The sequence below is a fragment of the Terribacillus saccharophilus genome, from assembly GCF_046592595.1.
Lineage (GTDB): Bacteria > Bacillota > Bacilli > Bacillales > Amphibacillaceae > Terribacillus > Terribacillus saccharophilus_C.
In genome coordinates, this window is the sequence record NZ_JAWVPF010000005.1 from 273975 (window position 1) to 293784 (window position 19810).

The window sequence follows — 19810 nt, forward strand, 5'->3', positions numbered from 1 at the left end:
AGGAGTTTAGCATGAATAAGAAAACGCGTCAACAGAAAATTCCAACAATATTATCCAACCAGACTGTCGTACACGGTCCGCGCTCGGCTAATATCATTTACACCATGAATAATCGCCCGTCCATCAGTAAATAACACAATTCGATGCCCCATGTATTGAAAGACCAGTAAGAATTCATTGGCAGTAATCTCATCGACTATAGATGCCCATTCCTCTGCTAAAGCCGGAAGTTCCAGTGATTTCTTCGCTGCTGGCCTTATATGGACAGCCTCCCTTCCGCAAAGGGCATCCAGTCTCGTTCGGGAAAAACCATTCAGAAAAGGCAGTACTGCATTTGTCCCGCAGCTGGGACAGTCTGAATTTTGAAGGCATTTCACATCCATTCTTGTATGCTCCCCTGTCCAAATATCAAACGCACATAGTTCTGCCTTTACTTCCTGACCGCAAATGATTTTCAACGCTTCTGTGACTTGCATCGCTGCTACCCATTGGACAATCGGACTGATAATTCCCGCCGTATCACATGTTTCGCTTTGCTGCGGAAGCTGTTCCAGGAGACAGTGCAGACAAGGAGCCGCTTTATTTGCAAGCACTGGATAATTAATCCCGTAGCTGCCGACACAAGCTCCATATAGATACGGAATACCATGCTTCACTGCTGCATCATTGACAATCAATCGCGTCTCAAAATTATCTGTAGCATCCACAATAACATCAGCATCCTCAATCAGATGCTCAATATTATGGTGATCCACATTTTCAATTACTGTATGCAGCGTCACTTGGTGATTAATCGCCTGTAATCGTTCCTTCGCTGCAGAAGCTTTCGGCAAATAGGCTGCAGCATCTTGCTCCGTATACAGCTGCTGTCGCTGAAGATTATGATATTCAACATAATCCCGATCGATAAGCACCAGTTCCCCGATACCTGCTCGTACAAGCATCTCTGCAGAAGCGGAGCCTAATGCACCCATTCCTATCAAGACAATTCTACTGTTTTCGACCTTGGCCTGCCCATCCTTGCCAATGAAGAGCTCCTGCTTACGATAACGATCCTTCATCAAGTAAACATCCCTTCGTTCGGGCTGCTTGCTACTGCATAATCTTTTTCGGGGATCCTTCCTGCTTCAAACCCTAAACGTCCTGCTTCAATGGCAAGTTTCATCGCATAAGCCATCCGAACAGGGTCAGCTGCACCGGACACAGCAGTATTCAGCAAAACACCATCAGCCCCAAGCTCCATCGCATACGCAGCATCTTTCGGTGAACCAATACCTGCATCGACAATGACGGGGACGCTGCTCTGTTCAATGATCATGCGCAGGTTGAAAGGATTTATGATTCCTTTCCCTGAACCAATTGGCGATGCTCCCGGCATGATAGCATGCACGCCAAGATTCAAGAGCCGCTTGGCTAATACAACATCATCCGATGTGTAAGGGAGAACAATAAAGCCCTCATCCAGCAGCATTTCAGAAGCCCGCAGCGTCTCGACTGGGTCCGGGAGCAACGTCTTATCACAGCCGATGACTTCTACCTTCACCATATCGCATAATCCGGAAGCTTTGGCTAGCCTGGCAATACGCACAGCTTCCTCTGCCGTCTTTGCTCCAGCGGTATTCGGCAATAAGGAGTATTTCTCCAAATCAAGCTGTTCAAGAAAATTAGGTTGGGATGGCTCAAAAATATCCATCCGCCGCACAGCAAATGTCAGTATCTCTGCCTTCGAAATATCTACAGCCTCCTGCTGAACCTTAAGTGACGGGTATTTGCCTGTTCCTAATAATAAGCGGGAAGCAAATGTTTTATCTGCAATTTGTAACATCCTTCATCCTCCTCCTACAAAATGAATCAGTTCGACTTTATCGCCACTTCTAATCGGCTGTTCTGTATACGCAGATTTGTTGATGATTTCTTTGTTCAGTTCGACAATCACTACTCTTTTTTCCAAGGAAAGTGATGCTAAAAGCTGCGCCACAGTCTTTATATCAGCGGATAATTCCTGCTGCCTGCCATTCAGTTGAATAGTCATATCCATATCTCCTCGCAAGTTTGCAATCTATCGACGCGAAACGCTTCCTTCCATTCTTCCGGAACAGTATTCTTGCTTATCAAATCACAAATCATCTTACCTGTAGCTGGAGCGAGCAGGATGCCATTGCGCTGATGACCAGCAGCAATATACAAGCCTTCCATTTCCGGATGCTCGCCAATCAGCGGCTTGCCGTCGGTTGTCTGAGGTCTGAGACCTGCCCAGCTTCTAACAAACGGCATCTTATCCACCTCCGGCAGCATCTTTTTGGCTTTTTCCATGACAGTTTGCAGCCCGCCAAGCGTAGGCTGGGTGCTCCAATCATGCTTGACTCTTGTCGCCCCTATGATCAGTTCATTGTTATTCCGCGGAACAATATAATACTGGTCATGGAACAAACTGCATGTAAGTGGTGCTTGTGTATTAGTAACAGCAATGCACTCCCCCTTTACTGGAAAGATCGGCGTTCCCAACCCTGTACGACTGAGCAGGGAATTACTCCAAACACCGCTGGCAATCACGACACGATCAGCACGCCATTCTCCCTTGGAAGTACGTAATAAATAATGACCGGATTCTTTTACAATCTCATCGACACGAGTAAAAGCATTAATTCCGGCGCCAAGCATTCGTGCGGCAGTATGGAATCCCCTGCAAGCAATTTCAGGTTTGACATGCACATCCTCAACCATATGAAATGCACCTGAAACAGCCTTTGACAGTCCCGGCACTTTCTTCGTCACAGTGGGATTATCGAACCATGCGACTTCTTTCAAGGACGAAAACAATGACCGCATGCTCTTTTTTTCTTCTTCTGTAAAAATAAGCTGTATCAACCCACCCGAACGACGTTCCATATCAATCCCTGTCAAAGAACGAATATCTGATTCCGCTTCTTCATACAGCTTTTGACTAGTACGAGCAAAGGGATATAAGGATGCACCGAACTCCTTAAACTCCGAATGTGCTCCAAGCATACCTGCTGCTGCCTGCGTTGAGCCTGATCCGACTTGTCCTGCTTCGAGCACATCCACCTGATGACCTGCCTTCGCTAAATAATAAGCGATGGCACTGCCTATGATGCCTCCTCCGACCACTGCTACTTCACTGGAATTCTTCAAGACGCAGACACTCCTCCCTTAATTTTTTCACAGCATCAAGCGGGTCTTTTGCTGAAAAGATAGCACTCATGACCGCAGCACCATCTATTTCAAGCGCTTTCAAAGAAACTAGTCTTCCTACATCAATTCCGCCTATCCCATACAATGGAACTCGGATGTTCTGTCGAATAGACCTTAGATTGGCTAGCGGCTGCGGTTGTTTTCCTTTTTTACTGGCTGTTGAAAAGCAATGACCGTAGAGTGCATATGTCACTCCGGCAGCTTCTGCTTTTACTGCTTCTTCAAGCGAATGGATAGGAGCACCAATCCGTACATCAGGATACAGCTCTTTCAGTTCTTCGAGCGGGAGACCATGACCCGGTATATGCACTTGCTTTAAGCCAAGCAGCAATGCAATATCCAAACGATCATTGATCCAGAGCTTATGTGCCGGCAGCCCCTCCGCCAAAAGCTCCCTGCACATCTGATACACTGCATCAGCAGACTTTCGTTTTTCTCTTACCTGCACATAATCGACATAAGGATGGATCTCCAACAAAATACGCAGTAAATCCTCCGTTTCATGTACATCATCTGTCACTGCCATCAACTTGATTGCCATCACCTCTCGTATACAAACAGGCCGGACATACAAAAAACACCACTCCCCAAAGGAAAGTGGTGTGGTATCTGCGAATAAATACATACAAAAGAGCATGTAAACTCGAGTGTCTACACTTTCCTACGCAGGTCCGAACCTGTTCAGGTTATGAGGGTTTAAAGAGTCACTACTCTTAATCTCAGCCCTTTTGAAGGGATCCCCTAGTGTGAAAATTATGAACTTACCCACATCGTAACATAATTAGCATTATATGCAAGAACTTATAATGACAAAAAAACCATCTGGTTTTACCAGATGGTCTTCGAAGCTCATGGACTCAGTATTTATAAGACTGTCCGCCATCGATCGGCACGACAGTCGCATTGATGAAGTTAGCTTGGTCAGAAAGGAGGAAAGCAACAAGATAACCGACTTCTTCCGGCTTGCCGAAACGTTTCATCGGGTTAACGCTGACGAATTCCTTGCCTGTCTCTTCCCAGTTATCTCCGCCGATTTGGCGAAGGGAACCTTCGACCATAGGTGTCATTATGGCACCTGGTGCAATGGCTTTGATGCTGACGCCGAATTGTCCGTATTCAATGCCCGAGTTCTTCGTCAAACCAACTACACCATGCTTACTTGCTGCATAGCCGGACTGGTTGCCGATTCCGCGGATACCGCCTACGCTAGCTGTATTTACTACGGAGCCGTAGCCTTGCTCCTTCATTACTTTCAATACGTGGCGCATGCCGTAGAAAACACCATTCAAGTTGATGTTCACAACACGGTCGAATTCTTCTACCGGATACTCTTCCGTTAGATTTTGAGTTCCTTCTATTCCAGCGTTATTGAAGAAACTATCAATCTTGCCGAACTGGTCGATAGTTTGTTTCACATACGCTTCTACTTCCGGTTCATTTGCACAGTTTGCCACAATTGTAAGTACCTCTGCTTCAGGTGCTGCAGCAAGAACTTCCTGCTTTGTCTCTTCCAGTCCTTTTTCACTCAAGTCAACCAGGGATAGTTTTGCACCTTCTTTTGCTACTTGCAATGCCGCTGCACGGCCTAAACCGGAACCGCCACCTGTAATCAATACTACTTTATCGTCAAAACGTTTCATCGGAATCTCTCCTTTTCTAATTCTGTTAAATCGCAGTAAAACCGCCATCAATCGGCACTACTACACCATTTATATAAAGTGCTTTACCAGTCAATAGGAACGTGACAAGCTCTGCCACTTCCTCCGGCTGACCAAGACGCTTCTGAGGAATCGGTTCTGTCGCATTCTTGAATGCATCTGGATTCTTCTCCTTGTATTCCCGGACCATCGGCGTTTCTGTTGTGCCCGGAGCAATTGCATTTACGATAATGCCTTGCTCAGCATACTCAGCAGCCAATGTCTTCGTAATACCGACCATCGCATGCTTTGTAGCGGAATATGTACCAACTGTCGCCTGGCCAACAACACCTGCTGTAGATGATGTGTTGACAATTCGTCCGCCGCCATTAGCAAGCATTACTTCCAATACATATTTCAAACCGTAAAGGGCCCCATTCAAATTAATTCCTAATACCATATCGATCTGCTCGATGGTATTATCCACAAATTTTACCCCAGGGCCGGAAATACCCGCATTATTGTAGAACAAGTCGATAGTACCAAATGCCTCGACCGTTTTATCCACATAGTGCTTCACTTCTTCTGCCTTGCTTACATCAGCTTTGACAAAGATAGCTCTTGATCCTTTTTCCTCTATTAAGCGGACGGTCTCCAGACCAGCCGCCTCAGATACGTCAACGACGCTGATTGCGATGCCTTTTTCTGCCAATCGTAATGCCGCAGCTTGACCAAGTCCGCTGCCGCCACCTGTGATGACTGCTACTTTCTGCCCACTCATAAGCAAAGCCCCCCCTTTAATATGTATAAATAGGTTAATTTACCTACTCTATATGTAAGAGCTTACACCTCTAAAATCGAAATCGCAAGAAATAAGTCTTCTATTTTTTCACATTTTAATTTGACAATTTTATTCTGCTTCTATATATTTAGATTGTGCAAAATATAATTTGGAACAATAAATGGAGGTGACAATTAATCTTGGAAAAGGATTTCACCTTAGAGGATCATCTTTGCTTTTCCTTATATGCTAGCTCACGAGCCATTCTCAGGATGTACCAGCCTCTGCTTAAAAAACTAGATATTACATATCCGCAGTATCTTGTCTTACAGGCATTGTGGGAAGCAGAGAAACAGACAATCAAACAGCTTGGAGAGACACTTGATCTGGATACCGGCACGTTGACTCCCCTATTAAAACGAATGGAAGCGAAGCAACTTATTTCGCGGCAGCGCTCCAAAGAGGACGAACGAGTTGTCCATGTAACGCTGACAGATCAAGGTGAGGCATTGAAACAAGAAGCAGCATGTATACCACTTGCACTCGTTTCTTCTAGTGGTATGTCATCTGAAGAGATTGATCAGTTGAATAGATTAGTAAAAAAACTAACTACAAATTTGCAGCAAAGATAGGTTATGTTGGATATGCTATTATCCAACTTTCTTTCCCTTAAAAAGGTTTTGCGAAATATTATTTTACAAAATATAAGAACGGAGAATTTACTATGACAAAATTCAAACCTGTATTAGAAACAGAAGCTCAACAATTTATCGAAGCTACCGCAAATCCACCGTACTTGTTCGATCTTGGACCAAACGAAGGCCGAAAAACAGTTGACGACGTTCAGTCTGGTGAGATTGACAAACCAGAAGTGGACATAGAGGATATCACAATTCCTGGCGGTCCAACTGGAGAAGTTTCTATTCGTATCATTAAACCAAAGCAAATCGACCGAAATCTGCCCGTCATTTTATACTCCCACGGAGCTGGCTGGGTTTTCGGGAATGCACATACACATGACCATCTAATCCGCTCTCTCGCAGTCGATTCTGAATCTGTTGTCGTCTTCCCAAATTACAGTCTATCACCAGAAGTCAGATATCCTGTAGCGATTGAAGAAATTTACGCTACTTTAGAATGGATTGCCGAAAATGGCGAAGAATACGGCATTGATACAGATAAAATCACAGCAGCAGGAGACAGTGTCGGCGGGAATATGACAGCTGCCATCACACTTATGGCCAAAGAAAGAAAAGGGCCAAAGATCAGCAAACAGCTACTCTTCTACCCTGTTACAGATGCCAATTTCGATACGGAATCGTACCATCAGTTTGCTGAAGGTTATTTCCTCCGCCGCGATGGTATGCAATGGTTCTGGGATCAATATACAACCGATGAACAGCAGCGTAATGAGATTACAGCCTCCCCGCTTCGAGCAACAATAGAAGATCTAAAAGACCTGCCAAAGGCACTTGTCATTACAGGAGAAGCAGACGTTCTTCGCGACGAAGGAGAGGCGTACGCTCGTAAGCTCCAGGAAGCTGGTGTCGATGTGACGTCTGTTCGTTTCCAAGGTATTATCCATGATTTTGTCATGCTGAATGAGCTTGCACATACAGAAGCCGCCAAAGGCGCTATGCTATTGGCCAATGCTTGGTTAAAAGCCTAATTCAAAACGCACCGATTTGGTGCGTTTTTTTATAATTCTTTATGAATGATATGCTCTGGTACGGAAGGTATCTGCTGCAGCTTCTCTCGTAAGAATTCTGGTCTTATAGGCAGTTCACCGATTACTTCCAAAGGAATCCATTCATAATGGAATTCCCCGCCTTCAGAAGATAGGAATTCTTCCGTTCTGCCAAGTCTATTATCCATATCCTGCATTAGATAAATAAAGCTGTATTCATGATAAGGCCGACTTTTATAGGTAAAGAAATTCTCCACCGTCCATAGCAGCCGTTCCGCCTTGGCAGGAATGCCAAGCTCCTCCGCGAATTCCCGTTCTACAGCATGCGCCGAATCTTCACCCAGCTGGATTCGCCCGCCAATCAGGGTCCAAAACGGATCTTTCTTGTTTTTATGCAGCAGCACATGATTATCTTTTACAATAACCCCGGCTGTCCGGCAATTCAGCATTTGTTCTCCTAAATCAATAGTTAAATCATGCTTCATTTGCTTTCCGCCTCCTCTTCTTCCATTGCCTGAACCATATAATATGGACCAGCGCCGTGATTTGACGGTACTACTAGCTTTCGACCATTCACTGGATAATAGGCTGCATGGAAGCTTACACCCGGATCAAACCCGACAACGTAATACTTCTTGATTCTTTCCCCGTTCTTTTTGATCCAGACTCCGTATCCGTAAGAAGATTCCTCATCCACTTGAACATGCTGCTTCATAAGTTCCTCAGTAAGTTCTGCATGCAGCAGCTTATGCTGAGTCAGTGCATCCCAGAAACGCGCCATATCAGTTGCGCTAACATACACCCCACCATCCGCACCGCCTTTTACCGGCAACGCATAAATATTGGAACGATATTCATCACCCTCTTTTATATAGCCGATTGCTGTATTACCCGGTAGTTTATCGAATGTAAAATAGCCTGCATCTGTCATTCCAGCAGGATCAAAAATATGTTTCTGGACAAAGATTGTAAAAGGTTCTCCAGCCAGTTCCTCTACCACCAGTCCTAAAACGATAAAAGCAGCGTTGTTATAATGGAATCGTTCACCAGGCGGGAACATCATTTTCTTGTCTTGGAATAATGGCAAAAAATCTTTACCCGACCTTACCCGGTACATCGGAAGCGTTTGCCATAGCTCCTCAAAGTCTTCCATTTCTTCTTCATCAAAATAGTCGGGTATACCGGATGTGTGCGTCAGCAGGTGGTGAATTGTAACGCCTTGATGGAATTGCGGAAATGCTATTGAGAGGCAGTCTGTTAACTTTGTCTGGAATTCCAGTCTTCCTTGCTCGACTAGCTTCGCAATCGCCACAGCTGTGAAGATCTTTGCTCCAGAAGCTATCCCAAACCTTGTGTGTTTATCAAATGCTAGCTTGTCTTGCTTATTGGCATAGCCATTTTGGTAAAAAAAGCTCTCCTGATTTTCTTCTACATACACCACACCAGAGAAATCTATTTCTTTGGCTACCTTTTCCAGCTTATTCTTTAATTTGCTCATACTTAATCATCCCTCTCTTTCGAATCTTCAAAATACTTGCAGCAGTCTACTAGCAAAAAAATCAGCCACCGGCCAATTGGTGCAGCCAACGGCAGCAGCAGAAACCCATAGATGAGACCCCACGCAATAATATCTGCGACTGCTAAATTCTCCATTTTATCTCCCCATACAATCACATGAGTCGTCAGGGAACCGATTGTCCCTGCATAAGTGACCACAACAAAAGCCATGATGATGCTGATGACCCATTTAGTCACTTCCCTGACTTGGTCAATCCTTTTAAATTGTGCTCCCGCAATACTTAAAACCACTAGAAATGGTAAAACGACCTGAAGAAAAACACCAATGTACATGATGGAGGACGCAGCCATTAAAAAAGAGAAACTGACAACAATTCCAAATGCAAAGGTACAAATTACTGCAGCCATGATACTGAATGCAGCTCCGATAATCATTCCTCTCACACTCATGCAACCAGCCCCTATTCCCCACTCACAAACCATGTTACCATAATTGGAAATATATGCAGGATATAAAATGTATGAATAGGGGCTGATTGTATGCGCATTGCTGTCTTAACTGATATTCACGGAAATCTCCCTGCTCTAAAGGCTGTGTTGGAGGATATAGACAAGCGTGGAGATATTGAACATATTTATTGTCTTGGAGATATGCTCGCAATTGGTTATGAAACTGATCGAGTACTGGAGCTTTTATTTGGAAGAGACGACATATCGATGATTACCGGAAACCATGATGAGGCTGTACTCGCATTAAGCAGACAGGAGACTTACCCTAAAAGCCATCAAAACGAAAGAGCACACCATCAGTGGATTGCTGACCGAACTGACCCAGATTATCTAGACAGAATACGCAATCTCCCTCGCCAAATCACGAAGCACATCGAAGGGCGTACAGTTCTGTTCACCCATTACCATATTCACCCTGATAAAGCGGATGCCCACATAAGTGAGGATCCCTTCTCTCGCATTGTTAAGCCCACTTTGGAAAACTTGGAGCTGTTATTTCAGGAACAATCAAATATAGAGCTCATTTGTTTTGGTCACCACCATCCGCTTCATCATTTTCGCAATAACCGCAGCATCTTTTTGAACCCTGGCTCTCTCGGCTGTCAGCCAAAGCCTGTCGCACCTTATGCACGAATAGATTTAGAAAAAGAAATCAGAACAGAGGTAATAGAAGTACCTTATGATAACCGATCATTTCTGGAAGGATATAAAAAATTTGCAGTCCCAGAGCAAGATATCATTCTGAAGATCTTTCATGGCGGACAGCTGCAGAAATAGAAAAAGCGGACAATTGATTTGTCCGCTTTTCATATACTATGGAGACCTTTTCCTCCCAATGTTTGCAGGGTATTAATACGTTCCATCCCTGTTATAAGAGGCTTTGCTCGACGAATTAATGTTTGTGTCGCATCTAAAGCAAGTGAGGCTTGATGAGCTGCTTCATCCTTCCATACTTCGTATACATATACTGCTTGCGGCTCCTCAGATGACACGCTGACCTGATATATCTCACAGTCATCTACATGCATCATTGACTCCGCTGCCTCCAGTAGTATAGAGCTCAATTCATCTCTATCATCTTTATGAGCCAGGAATCTGCCATACAAGCCGAACTTTTCCATTCCATCCACCCTTTCGCAAGAAACAGTCTGAATGAAAAATACGACACGACCTATACAAATCCCTTTATCTGGAACGTAAAGCTGTTTTATTTACACTTCTGAACGACCAAACTGCAAAAGCAAGCGAGAAGATTACTAATAAACTTCCGACATGTGCTGTCGTTTGCATGGAGGATGTAGCACCGTTAACAAGCCCACCCACTAACGAACCTAACGAGATACCGATCTGCAGTGCTGAATTATTGAAGCTCTGATGTATCCCTGCTGTCTCTGCATCCGTTTCAATGATATAATTCTGCAGCGGCGGCGCAAGACTCCAGCTTAATGCAGCCCAGATCACCATCACAACAAGGAATAACGGGAAGGAAACCGTAGAGAACGGCAGCAGGAATAAGATAATCGCAAATGATACCACGACAAGGATGATACTCACCTTGGAACCAAATTTATCCGCCAGACTGCCTCCAAAGGCTCCTCCGCCAACAGCTGCAATACCAAAGATAAAGTAGCAAATACTAATCCATTGCGTATTCAAGCCTAACTCTGATTCCAGGAAAGGTGTGAAATATGCGTAAATTGTATAGTGACCGGCAAGCAAGAAGAGCATCGTCAAATGTGCTGTGAGCATTTTTTTATTTCGCAATGCTTTCAGCTGCGACTTCAAGGACTGCACTTGCTCCACCTCTATGCGATCAAGTGTGAAGGCAATCAATATCATGGAAAGTAAAGCCATCAGGCCAATGAACAAAAACAGCATTCTCCAGCCAAAGGCATCACTGATAATAATACCGATTGGCACTCCAAGTACAAGCGAGGAACTGATCCCCATGTATATAAGACCAATTGCTTTTGCACGATGCTGCTGTTTGACGATTTTTGCTGCAATCGTCAAGGAAAGAACGATAATTAATGCTGTACTCATTGCAGTGATGATACGAGCAATTATGACAAAAACAAAGGACGGACTCACATAAGTGATGACGTTCCCCAGTACAAATATGCTTAACGTCAGCAGCAAGAGCTTCTTCCGCTCAATATTTGCAGTCATCGTATATAAAATCGGGCCTGATACAGCGTAAACCAAAGCGAATACTGTGATAAGCTGCCCTGCCTGTCCAATCGACACCTGCAGATCATTCGCGATGGTTGGCAATATCCCACCGACAATCAGTTCAACTAACCCTACCGATATAACAGAAATAGCTAATATAAAGACTCTAAAATTCAATTTCCATTTCCTTTCTATATCCTATTTTCGAAAATGGCACATAAAAAAACTCCCAAATTACAGATTAAATCTGTAATCAGGAAGTTATGGCTCCTGGTAGAGACCCTCAAACCAAATTATTGAGGTTATACAGTGTATCACGAACGTATTCCATTTTCTTATAGCATTATAGCAAGATACTGACATAACTGCAAGATGAAGCAAATAGAGGCGGATTTCCAACCGTTTACAGAAAGTGTTTAAGCTTTTTTATTGCTTTATCGGAAAAACCCGATATACAATAGATGCATGAATACAATCGAATTATTCAAAGCTTTGTCGAATGAAAAACGACTGCAAATACTGCATTGGCTAAAAGAACCGGAGAAGCATTTTCCCAAGCAGCAGGCACATCTGCCAAAGGAGGTTCATTACAAGGGCGGTGTCTGTGTCGGAGACATTCAAGAAAAAGTCCAAGCTTCTCAATCCACGGTGTCGCAATATCTGGCCATGATGCAGCGTGCAGGTTTATTGGAGTCGATCCGTTATAACCAATGGACGTATTACCGCAGAAATGAAGAAACAATTCAGAAGCTGGCAGCTTACCTGGATAAAGAATTATAACGACTTGCAAGAGATCCTTTACAGGATTTCTTTTCTTCCCACTTTTAATATCGGTTTATTCCGATATATAAATATTTAACGTAATTGGAGTGACACGATGGCTTTAAGTAAAAAACAGAAATTTTTAGCATTCACCTTAACTTTATTGACGTTCGTTATGGGAACAAGCGAATTCGTCATCGTCGGCCTGCTGACAGAGGTAGCCGCCGATTTAAACGTAACAGTCGCATCTGCTGGAACACTTGTATCGGGATTTGCCATTGCCTATGCAATTGGCACACCCCTTTTAACTGGATGGGTAAGCCGTTTTCCGAAATACCCTTTGATGCTCACGCTTATTATCGTCTTTATTCTAGGTAATATTATCAGTGCGTTAACATCATCCTTCGGCGTTTTGCTTGCAGCACGAATTGTAACAGCAGCAGCGAGCGGTGTCCTTACCGCTTTAGCTATGACAGTAGCAAGTGACACCATGCCAGCAGCTAGACGTTCTTCCGTTATTGCACTTATATTTGCCGGATTTACGATTTCCAATGTCTTAGGTGTACCGCTTGGTACGTTCATAGGTCAATTAGGTTCCTGGCATCTGACATTCTGGACTACTGCACTGCTTGGGGTAATAGCCTTCATTATCAGTTTGTTTATCCTGCCTAAGACCGCAGCAGGCGAGAAAAGCTCCATTGTGAAGCAGCTTGTACTATTTAAAAATCCAAAAATCCTTGTTGGTTTCTTCATTCCGACATTCAGTATCGCTGGAACATATACCATCTACACCTATGTCACGCCTATCATCGAAGACGAACTAGGTATTGCATCCAGCTCTGTCGGGCTTGTCTTGCTTGCATACGGACTCTTTTCCATCGGCAGCAACCTCCTGGCTGGAAAGATAGCCGGTCGCAACGGCATTGGAGATCTGCGTTATGCGTTCATCATCCAAGCAATCATCATCGGCTCCCTGTACGTGACGATGGATATCACAATTGCTGGATTAGTCAGCATCATGCTGATGGCTGTAATGATTTACGTTATGAATGCCACTATTCAAATATATTTGATGGACCAAGCAGCAGCTTATTCGACAGCGGCCAGGGATTTTGCTTCCTCGCTGACTCCTGTGTCCGTCAATATCGGTATTACACTTGGTTCTGCTTTAGGCGGTCTGGTCGTTGCATACGGAAACCTGCCAAAACCTTGCAATTGTAGGCGGTGTATGTGCCCTTATCGCCTCCCTATTATCGTTTATCAGTTATCGAATGGAGAATTGATTCAAATATGAAAAAGACAGGTTGTTAACGACCTGTCTTTTTCGTATGTAAGAAATCAGATTTAGTGATTGCGTACATTTTCACATCACGCTGTACTCCTTTTATATAAAGCAACTTCCTTAATGTCCCTTCAAATGACATCCCTGCCCTCTGCATGACTTTCTCCGAAGCACTATTTTCCACATCACATTTCGCTTGAACCCGCTCCAGTTCCATCTGTTCAAAACCGAACTGAATGACTTTCTTTGCTGCCTCTGTCATGTACCCTTTATTCCAATATGGCTGCGCTAGTACATAACCAATTTCACCAACATGATGATTTTGCTGCCAAGAGACATAATTGATTGTTCCGATCAGGCGTTTCTCTTCGTTAAGCTCAATCCCCCAAAAAACAGCTTGATTATTTTCGTATAAATGAAGAATGATATCCAAGAATTGTCGTGTATCCTCAATCGATTGGTGCGTAGGCCAGGTTACGAATTCAGAAACGGCGGGATCCGAACCATAGGCATATATTGCTTCTGCATCTGATAGGGTCAACTTACGAAGAAGAAGACGATCAGTTTCCAAGGATGGAAGATTCTCAAGTATGTGTTCCGTTTGCATTAGATTTACCCCCTATCATTTCTCTACCATATATATCCACCATGATAAACTAGTATCGTATCTCAAGCTACCGAAATAAAAAAACCCTGTCTACAGAATAACTGTAAACAAGGATTTCAATAAAATGGACTGTCATCCTGAGAATGACCGATATATATTCTTGCCGTCCTTCTTTGCTTGATATAAAGCAGTGTCCGCATTGCGCATCAGCTCATATCCTTTTGTACCATTAGCCGGATAAAAAGCAATTCCGATACTGGAAGTTGTCGTGAATAAATTTCTGCCAATATTCCATGCTCTCTGAAAAGATGCCCGGATATTTTCAGCTATGAGAATCGCATCCTGTTCCTCCTCGATTCCCGGCAGAAGAATCGTAAATTCGTCTCCGCCTTGCCTCGAAAGAACATCTTTATCCCCCAGACATTCTTTCACTCTCTGAGCGAATTGATTGAGCAGCTCATCACCAACATCATGTCCAAGTGTATCATTGATATATTTGAAATTATCAAGATCCAAATACATCACAGCTACCTTTTTCTTGGTTTGCTTCGCCTCATCCAGCGCTTGATCCAGCTTTTCCTTGAACAGTCTTCGATTTGGCAGTCCTGTCAACGTGTCATGATAAGCCATATACGTCAGTTTCTCTTCAAGCTCCAACCTTTCCGTAATATCCCTAGAGACAACAAGGAAATGATTGAATACGCCATTTTCATCAAAGATAGGATTTGCTTTGCCCTCCAGCCAAATCCACTCACCTCGTATATTCTTAAAACGGAACTTCAGCACAGTACCTTCTTTGGTTGCAACCATTTCATCCAGCTGCTCCCGCACCTTCTTACGGTCATCATCGTGCATGAAGTCTCCTGCGTACTTGCCTTCATATGCTACAGACGGGAAACCAAGAACTGTGACATGGGAAGGAGAAGCATACTTAAAACAGCCATCCCAATCTATGATGCAAAGTAAGTCCGTCATATTCTCAGCAATCAATCGATACCGCGCCTCGCTTTGCTGCAACGCTTCTTCAGCCTTTTTTCTTCCAGTCATCTCATGAAAGATAATCAAACAAGAATGGTCGCCTTTGTAATCTACGGAGATACCTTCCACCTCAACATCTATTATTGCCCCATCCAATCGCACCAATTTCCCCTCTGATGGCGAAACCACTGCCCCAGCTTGATTGGACTGCTGGAAAGGCTTTTGAAACATATCTGTATATGCCGGCAGGGAAAAATCAAAAATAGATTTTTCTTTTACTTCTTGAATAGAAGAAGCTCCAATCAAATTCACAAAAGATGCATTCGCATGCTGAATTTTACCCTTCCTATGGATGACAATAGCTATAGGTAATAATTCCAGCAGCACCAATTGCTGTGCGTCAAATTTCCCGACCATATAACGCTTATGTTTACGATGCATTCCGGCACACCACCACGATATATTCCACTTCCTCCTGTTCATCCAATACAGGTGTTCCAATAGCTTCAACCGGGAGCCATCCATCAGCACATGTGAATCTGAACTTCACTTGACGAGCAGTTTTCAATGTCACAATTTGATGGATCTGTTTTTGAATCAATTCTTCATCGTCAGAATGAATCCATTTAAAAGCACTCTCACCTATTAAGGTTTCCGGAGTTATACCCAGAAGCTTCTGATGGGACGGGGAAGCATATAGGATAATGGCTTCCGAATTTATGATACATATCAAGTCCTGGACATTATCCGCAATCATTCGATACTTCAAATCATCTGAACCAAATGCCATGCTCTTTCTCGTTGTGGTATCCACGGAACATCCAACTACTTCAACTACCTTTCCCCCTCGTATGATAGGCCGCAGCGAAGTGACATACGACAAACCATTTACATTAGAATTGTAGATGACATTCTCTTCTCCATTCCACGCGCGGTCATAGAAATCCATTTTCCTTTCTACTTCATTAATAGGGAGAAAATCTTTTAGTTCCTTTCCGATAAGCTGATCTGGGGTAAACTGCAAACGGTAGATTAGTTCTCCTTCACAAAAGCTGTGGACAAACCGATCATTTTCTTTTTTATATTTAAAAATCATGCCCCGCTGTTTTCGAACAGCTTCATGCAAGTCCTTATAGGTAGCTTCTGCATCATTTTGAAGCCAAGTCTCGTTGGATTTCTCCAAGGAGATGCCTTCATCAGGAATAATCCTTTCCAAATCTGGAATACTCTTTGTGAATACCTCTGGCGAAACAGGTTTACTGAAAAGATATCCCTGTGCCTCATTACAAAGATTCTGCTGCAAAAAGACAAGATGATCTTTGGACTCCACACCTTCAGCGATCACTTCCAGCTTTAATTGATGAGCCATGGCAATGATAGTTTTGACAATAGTAGCGTCCTTTGCGTCAACTGTGCAATTACGTACAAAGGAACGATCTATTTTTATAATATCGATTGGAAATTCCTTCAAATGGTAAAGAGAACTATATCCAGTACCAAAGTCATCCAGACTGATTCGGACTCCTATCTGTTTCAGCTTATGCAAAATAGGCAGTACATAATCGACATCCATCGTCATAGACTCGGTAATCTCCAGCTCTAAATACTCCGGAGAGAGGCCACATTCATCCAAAATATACTGCACCTTCTCTGCCAGATCACCTTGGTATAGCTGGGAAGCGGAAAGATTGACCCCCATGATCATAGGAGACAGACCTTGTTCCTGCCATGCTTTATTCTGCAAACAAGCTGTCCGGAGCACCCACTCCCCAATGGGCAGAATCATTCTTGTCTCTTCAGCAGCAGGTATGAATTCAAGCGGGGAGATGATTCCTTGCTCAGGATGATCCCAGCGGATCAACGCCTCCACTCCGGACAATCTCCCCGTCTGCAGGTTGAGCTTCGGCTGATAAAGAAGACAAAATTCTTCCCTATCCAGTGCGCATTGCAACTCTTCTCCCCATTTTTCTTTCGTTGATTTATATAAATTCACTATTGCAACACCTCATTCTGCTAGGTCTTTAACTCATGCTGCTGGTTTGCTTAGTAAGACGATTTCTTTATCTTAAACGGCTATTGTTGCTGCTGTAATAAATAAATCTGTTATGCTTCATGATTATACAATCATCCCCGGCTGGATACGATACTTTTTAATAATCCAAATACAGGAATCCAGATTGTTATATAGAACAACTCTCTTATATTTCAGGGGTTACAGTATCTATACCCTATACTAGGAGGTAGGATTCAATTTATAAACTGATAATCAAAAACCGTCCGCATTAGCTGCTGACGGTTTTTCCTTTATAAAAGAAAAGTTTTACATGTGACGGATTAGTTCCTCACAATAATCAAGGTACTCCTCGCTTATAAGCGTATCTTTTGGTGCTAAGATTGCACTCAGATAAGTCAGGATTTTCGACTCATGAAGTACTGGATTCAACATAGAATGACCAACTCCGGATATGGTTCTTACCGTTAATTGTGACTTTGGCAACAGCTGCTTATACGTTTTTTCTGTTTCATTTGAATCCACATTCAGGTCGTTTTCGGCCAGTACAATATGTACAGGAGACTCAATTTTCTCAATATCTTTCGTTGCATCAGCTAAGATATTCTTTTGAACGAATACATATCTCTCTTCAGAAAGACTGTCATCTGCAGTTTCCTCTATGTAATCCTCATAAGAAGCACCTGCACGGATAAGATCAGACTCTTTTTTATCGTTGTTTAGCACCTGCATTATCTCATCTTCAGTTTTTCCTTCACTCCTCATTTCCTCAGTAGTATTATACGCCCCTTGGCGAAGCCAATTAATGGCAGGGCCAACTAAGATAGACGCTGTGACTTCCTCGCGTTCTTGCTGTACTTTTGGAATGACCCACCCTGCTTGACTGGCTCCCCAGAGAATGATTTTTTCGGTATTTATATCATCTTGGTTTTCCGCCCATTCCATTACTTCTTCTACTTCTTGTGCACGTTCTTCCATTGTTTGGTCTAACCAATTTCCTGTTGATTTTCCGACCCCAGGTTTATCCCATGAAACAGATGCATAACCTTGTTTAGCAAAACGTTCCATCAAAGGCTTATAGCCACCGTCTTGTGTTGCATTCTGTGCACCATCTCCGTGTACAAAGATAACAACGCCTTCGTTCTTCTCTTCAGGCAGTGCAACAAACCCAGCTAAACGTCCTTGCTCCGTTCTTATGGTGACATCTTTTTCTGACATTGCATAATTATTCTCATAGAAGAAGACACCAGCGACCAGCATAATAACGAACAGAATGCTAATGAGCAACTTATATCTCTTTTTCATATGCAAGAGCCTCTCCATTCCATAAAGCACCAATTCCTAATTCCGTGAAAGCTTGCTCCGATTACACTTGTTCCTTTTCTTTTAATCTGAAAATCTTGCTTCTCATAAAGCCTTCTAGCAGCAACATTAGTGACGGAAACAAACAATGTAATATATTGATCTGCATCTACACGTCTTTTAAGAGTTTCAATCAGGCGGCCTCCAATACCTATCCCCCGGTTTGATTCAGATACTACAAGGAAGTCAATATGAATCTCCTTCCCTTTAGTACTATGATCAAGCATCCAAAGAAACATGCTTGCTTTTAAAAATGAGCGAAGGCGCAGTTTTTTGAACAACCGGGTCGATATCTCACTTACATTCCATTTCTTCGGTTTAATGAATAAAATGCCTTGTATCTTCTTATCACGTATGATGATTAAATTATCCCAATGATTCTTCACGATGTGATCTGCCAGACAGCGCAGCATAAATTCTTCTTCCTTACCAGGTAATTTCAAGGTACCAATCTTTCCGCCAAAACCCTCCATCAATAAATTCGTCATTTCTTCTATCTCATTGTCCATACCGTCTTTAGAAATATTCATTTCGCTCTCACCTCCAGACTATAAACCATGGACCTGGTATAGAAAGCAGACAGATATGCTTCCTCATGAATAAATAAGCTATCTTCGTATTCAGCATCAAGCCGAGCTAGATCATCGTAAAAACACTGTATTTCTTGCTCGAGTTCTTCTTCTTGTTCAATAGTGATTTTCTTACAAAAGTAAGTTCCGCTTGGCATCATATGCTCCGCTTCTTCCTTCGTGCTTCCAAACATTACTTTGATCTTCTCACCGTTCTCTGTAATGACATAAGAAATCTCATCCAAAATCGTCAGACTATCATCCTTCCGTTTCGCTAACCTTTTCAAATTCAGATTATAGGCTTCATCCACAAATTCATCAGGAAGGTATGTAAATGATCGAATTTCTTTCGTTTCAGTAATTAGACCGTTTGATACTTTTTGCTGAAGACCGAGAATTGTTTGGACTTTATTCTTCGTATTATTAAGTTGCTCCATTTCATCTTCGATTCTTGATAGTACAGATGTTAATGTTTTTGTTTGATCTAGTTCATTCTCCAAACTGCTTTTTATATCTTTTATGGAAAATCCAATTTTCTTGAGAAGCAGAACATGTGCCATAGCGTAAACTTCATCTTCTCCATACATGTGATACCCATTGGAATCAATGAATGCTGGCTGTATCAACTGCTGTTCTTCATAATATCTTAATGTGTATTTCGTTATATCAAGTAATTTCACTAATTCGCCGCTCGTCAAAAATTGCATTATAACTCCCCCTC

Annotated in this window: 23 protein-coding genes and 2 riboswitches; of the genes, 5 read left to right on the forward strand and 18 right to left on the reverse strand. The window is 42.9% G+C overall.

Annotation, left to right across the window (positions count from 1 at the left end; genetic code table 11):
* Positions 1–50 precede the first annotated feature (50 nt).
* The 7 genes from SFC25_RS10670 to SFC25_RS10700 form a co-directional block, all read right to left on the reverse strand.
* Positions 51–1061: a ThiF family adenylyltransferase gene (locus SFC25_RS10670; RefSeq protein ID WP_411215249.1), complete on the reverse strand. Its 1011-nt coding sequence runs from the start codon at positions 1059–1061 to the stop codon at positions 51–53.
* Entirely contained in the window at positions 1061–1825 is a 765-nt protein-coding gene (locus tag SFC25_RS10675) for a thiazole synthase (protein ID WP_411215250.1), read from the reverse strand. Before SFC25_RS10675 ends, SFC25_RS10670 begins: the two co-directional genes overlap by 1 nt.
* 3 nt (positions 1826–1828) lie before the next feature.
* The gene (gene thiS, locus SFC25_RS10680; RefSeq protein ID WP_411215251.1) at positions 1829–2032 is read right to left on the reverse strand and encodes a sulfur carrier protein ThiS; all 204 of its coding nucleotides are present in this window, start codon (positions 2030–2032) and stop codon (positions 1829–1831) included.
* Entirely contained in the window at positions 2029–3153 is a 1125-nt protein-coding gene (gene thiO / locus SFC25_RS10685) for a glycine oxidase ThiO (protein ID WP_411215252.1), read from the reverse strand. The genes thiS and thiO overlap by 4 nt, the downstream gene beginning before the upstream one ends.
* Positions 3137–3787: a thiamine phosphate synthase gene (locus tag SFC25_RS10690; RefSeq protein WP_411215253.1), complete on the reverse strand. Its 651-nt coding sequence runs from the start codon at positions 3785–3787 to the stop codon at positions 3137–3139. The genes thiO and SFC25_RS10690 overlap by 17 nt, the downstream gene beginning before the upstream one ends.
* A gap of 67 nt (positions 3788–3854) precedes the next feature.
* Positions 3855–3966, reverse strand: a riboswitch (TPP riboswitch).
* Between the two features lie 104 nt (positions 3967–4070).
* A complete protein-coding gene (locus tag SFC25_RS10695; RefSeq protein WP_411215254.1) occupies positions 4071–4853 on the reverse strand; it encodes an SDR family oxidoreductase in 783 nt (260 codons plus the stop codon).
* A 25-nt stretch (positions 4854–4878) separates the two neighbouring features.
* Positions 4879–5631, reverse strand: coding sequence for an SDR family NAD(P)-dependent oxidoreductase (locus SFC25_RS10700; RefSeq protein ID WP_411215255.1), 753 nt, complete (start codon positions 5629–5631; stop codon positions 4879–4881).
* A gap of 200 nt (positions 5632–5831) precedes the next feature.
* On the opposite strand from SFC25_RS10700, the gene SFC25_RS10705 reads away from it, so the two are divergent.
* Positions 5832–6263 carry a MarR family winged helix-turn-helix transcriptional regulator gene (locus tag SFC25_RS10705; RefSeq protein WP_411215256.1) on the forward strand — a complete coding sequence of 144 codons (432 nt, stop codon included), beginning with the start codon at positions 5832–5834 and terminating at the stop codon, positions 6261–6263.
* 92 nt (positions 6264–6355) lie between these two features.
* Entirely contained in the window at positions 6356–7300 is a 945-nt protein-coding gene (locus SFC25_RS10710; protein ID WP_411215257.1) for an alpha/beta hydrolase, read from the forward strand.
* A gap of 29 nt (positions 7301–7329) precedes the next feature.
* Here SFC25_RS10710 and SFC25_RS10715 read toward each other — a convergent pair whose 3' ends face one another.
* Genes SFC25_RS10715 through SFC25_RS10725 form a run of 3 tightly spaced genes read right to left on the reverse strand, consistent with a single transcriptional unit; the run spans position 7330 to position 9286 of the window.
* On the reverse strand, positions 7330–7803 hold the full coding sequence (locus tag SFC25_RS10715) for an NUDIX hydrolase (RefSeq protein WP_411215258.1): 474 nt from the start codon (positions 7801–7803) through the stop codon (positions 7330–7332).
* Positions 7800–8816 (reverse strand): serine hydrolase domain-containing protein, encoded by a 1017-nt coding sequence (locus tag SFC25_RS10720; protein WP_411215259.1) that lies wholly within the window; start codon positions 8814–8816, stop codon positions 7800–7802. Before SFC25_RS10720 ends, SFC25_RS10715 begins: the two co-directional genes overlap by 4 nt.
* Positions 8817–8818: 2 nt before the next feature.
* Entirely contained in the window at positions 8819–9286 is a 468-nt protein-coding gene (locus tag SFC25_RS10725) for a hypothetical protein (RefSeq protein ID WP_411215260.1), read from the reverse strand.
* A 90-nt stretch (positions 9287–9376) separates the two neighbouring features.
* Between SFC25_RS10725 and SFC25_RS10730 the strand changes: the two genes are divergently transcribed.
* Positions 9377–10123, forward strand: coding sequence for a metallophosphoesterase family protein (locus SFC25_RS10730; protein WP_411215261.1), 747 nt, complete (start codon positions 9377–9379; stop codon positions 10121–10123).
* Between the two features lie 29 nt (positions 10124–10152).
* On the opposite strand, the gene SFC25_RS10735 is transcribed toward SFC25_RS10730, so the two are convergent.
* Both SFC25_RS10735 and SFC25_RS10740 read right to left on the reverse strand, forming a co-directional pair.
* On the reverse strand, positions 10153–10467 hold the full coding sequence (locus SFC25_RS10735; protein ID WP_411215262.1) for a putative quinol monooxygenase: 315 nt from the start codon (positions 10465–10467) through the stop codon (positions 10153–10155).
* A 64-nt stretch (positions 10468–10531) separates the two neighbouring features.
* A complete protein-coding gene (locus tag SFC25_RS10740; protein ID WP_411215263.1) occupies positions 10532–11695 on the reverse strand; it encodes an MFS transporter in 1164 nt (387 codons plus the stop codon).
* 53 nt (positions 11696–11748) lie between these two features.
* Positions 11749–11848: riboswitch (purine riboswitch) on the reverse strand.
* A gap of 135 nt (positions 11849–11983) precedes the next feature.
* Here SFC25_RS10740 and SFC25_RS10745 point away from each other — a divergent pair.
* Both SFC25_RS10745 and SFC25_RS10750 read left to right on the forward strand, forming a co-directional pair.
* Entirely contained in the window at positions 11984–12298 is a 315-nt protein-coding gene (locus tag SFC25_RS10745) for an ArsR/SmtB family transcription factor (RefSeq protein ID WP_038565330.1), read from the forward strand.
* Positions 12299–12395: 97 nt separating this feature from the next.
* Positions 12396–13574, forward strand: coding sequence for an MFS transporter (locus SFC25_RS10750; protein ID WP_411215264.1), 1179 nt, complete (start codon positions 12396–12398; stop codon positions 13572–13574).
* 13 nt (positions 13575–13587) lie between these two features.
* Here SFC25_RS10750 and SFC25_RS10755 read toward each other — a convergent pair whose 3' ends face one another.
* The 6 genes from SFC25_RS10755 to SFC25_RS10780 form a co-directional block, all read right to left on the reverse strand.
* Positions 13588–14169, reverse strand: a complete 582-nt coding sequence (locus tag SFC25_RS10755; protein WP_411215265.1) for a GNAT family N-acetyltransferase — start codon at positions 14167–14169, stop codon at positions 13588–13590.
* Between the two features lie 132 nt (positions 14170–14301).
* Positions 14302–15588, reverse strand: coding sequence for a diguanylate cyclase domain-containing protein (locus SFC25_RS10760; protein ID WP_411215266.1), 1287 nt, complete (start codon positions 15586–15588; stop codon positions 14302–14304).
* Positions 15578–17140, reverse strand: coding sequence for an EAL domain-containing protein (locus tag SFC25_RS10765; protein ID WP_411215267.1), 1563 nt, complete (start codon positions 17138–17140; stop codon positions 15578–15580). The genes SFC25_RS10760 and SFC25_RS10765 overlap by 11 nt, the downstream gene beginning before the upstream one ends.
* Positions 17141–17467: 327 nt before the next feature.
* Entirely contained in the window at positions 17468–18463 is a 996-nt protein-coding gene (locus tag SFC25_RS10770) for an alpha/beta hydrolase (protein WP_411215268.1), read from the reverse strand.
* Positions 18460–19050 carry a GNAT family N-acetyltransferase gene (locus SFC25_RS10775; RefSeq protein WP_411215269.1) on the reverse strand — a complete coding sequence of 197 codons (591 nt, stop codon included), beginning with the start codon at positions 19048–19050 and terminating at the stop codon, positions 18460–18462. Before SFC25_RS10775 ends, SFC25_RS10770 begins: the two co-directional genes overlap by 4 nt.
* The gene (locus SFC25_RS10780) at positions 19047–19796 is read right to left on the reverse strand and encodes a helix-turn-helix domain-containing protein (RefSeq protein ID WP_411215270.1); all 750 of its coding nucleotides are present in this window, start codon (positions 19794–19796) and stop codon (positions 19047–19049) included. Before SFC25_RS10780 ends, SFC25_RS10775 begins: the two co-directional genes overlap by 4 nt.
* Positions 19797–19810: the final 14 nt, after the last annotated feature.

What these genes read in the sequence shown, in the direction of transcription:
- SFC25_RS10670 (WP_411215249.1), bottom strand. Translation starts at nt 1,061, where the DNA reads ATGAAGGATCGTTATCGTAAGCAGGAGCTCTTCATTGGCAAGGATGGG.
- SFC25_RS10675 (WP_411215250.1), bottom strand. Translation starts at nt 1,825, where the DNA reads ATGTTACAAATTGCAGATAAAACATTTGCTTCCCGCTTATTATTAGGA.
- thiS (WP_411215251.1), bottom strand. Translation starts at nt 2,032, where the DNA reads ATGACTATTCAACTGAATGGCAGGCAGCAGGAATTATCCGCTGATATA.
- SFC25_RS10695 (WP_411215254.1), bottom strand. Translation starts at nt 4,853, where the DNA reads ATGAAACGTTTTGACGATAAAGTAGTATTGATTACAGGTGGCGGTTCC.
- SFC25_RS10700 (WP_411215255.1), bottom strand. Translation starts at nt 5,631, where the DNA reads ATGAGTGGGCAGAAAGTAGCAGTCATCACAGGTGGCGGCAGCGGACTT.
- SFC25_RS10710 (WP_411215257.1), top strand. Translation starts at nt 6,356, where the DNA reads ATGACAAAATTCAAACCTGTATTAGAAACAGAAGCTCAACAATTTATC.
- SFC25_RS10715 (WP_411215258.1), bottom strand. Translation starts at nt 7,803, where the DNA reads ATGAAGCATGATTTAACTATTGATTTAGGAGAACAAATGCTGAATTGC.
- SFC25_RS10720 (WP_411215259.1), bottom strand. Translation starts at nt 8,816, where the DNA reads ATGAGCAAATTAAAGAATAAGCTGGAAAAGGTAGCCAAAGAAATAGAT.
- SFC25_RS10725 (WP_411215260.1), bottom strand. Translation starts at nt 9,286, where the DNA reads ATGAGTGTGAGAGGAATGATTATCGGAGCTGCATTCAGTATCATGGCT.
- SFC25_RS10730 (WP_411215261.1), top strand. Translation starts at nt 9,377, where the DNA reads ATGCGCATTGCTGTCTTAACTGATATTCACGGAAATCTCCCTGCTCTA.
- SFC25_RS10735 (WP_411215262.1), bottom strand. Translation starts at nt 10,467, where the DNA reads ATGGAAAAGTTCGGCTTGTATGGCAGATTCCTGGCTCATAAAGATGAT.
- SFC25_RS10745 (WP_038565330.1), top strand. Translation starts at nt 11,984, where the DNA reads ATGAATACAATCGAATTATTCAAAGCTTTGTCGAATGAAAAACGACTG.
- SFC25_RS10750 (WP_411215264.1), top strand. Translation starts at nt 12,396, where the DNA reads ATGGCTTTAAGTAAAAAACAGAAATTTTTAGCATTCACCTTAACTTTA.
- SFC25_RS10755 (WP_411215265.1), bottom strand. Translation starts at nt 14,169, where the DNA reads ATGCAAACGGAACACATACTTGAGAATCTTCCATCCTTGGAAACTGAT.
- SFC25_RS10760 (WP_411215266.1), bottom strand. Translation starts at nt 15,588, where the DNA reads ATGCATCGTAAACATAAGCGTTATATGGTCGGGAAATTTGACGCACAG.
- SFC25_RS10770 (WP_411215268.1), bottom strand. Translation starts at nt 18,463, where the DNA reads ATGAAAAAGAGATATAAGTTGCTCATTAGCATTCTGTTCGTTATTATG.
- SFC25_RS10775 (WP_411215269.1), bottom strand. Translation starts at nt 19,050, where the DNA reads ATGAATATTTCTAAAGACGGTATGGACAATGAGATAGAAGAAATGACG.
- SFC25_RS10780 (WP_411215270.1), bottom strand. Translation starts at nt 19,796, where the DNA reads ATGCAATTTTTGACGAGCGGCGAATTAGTGAAATTACTTGATATAACG.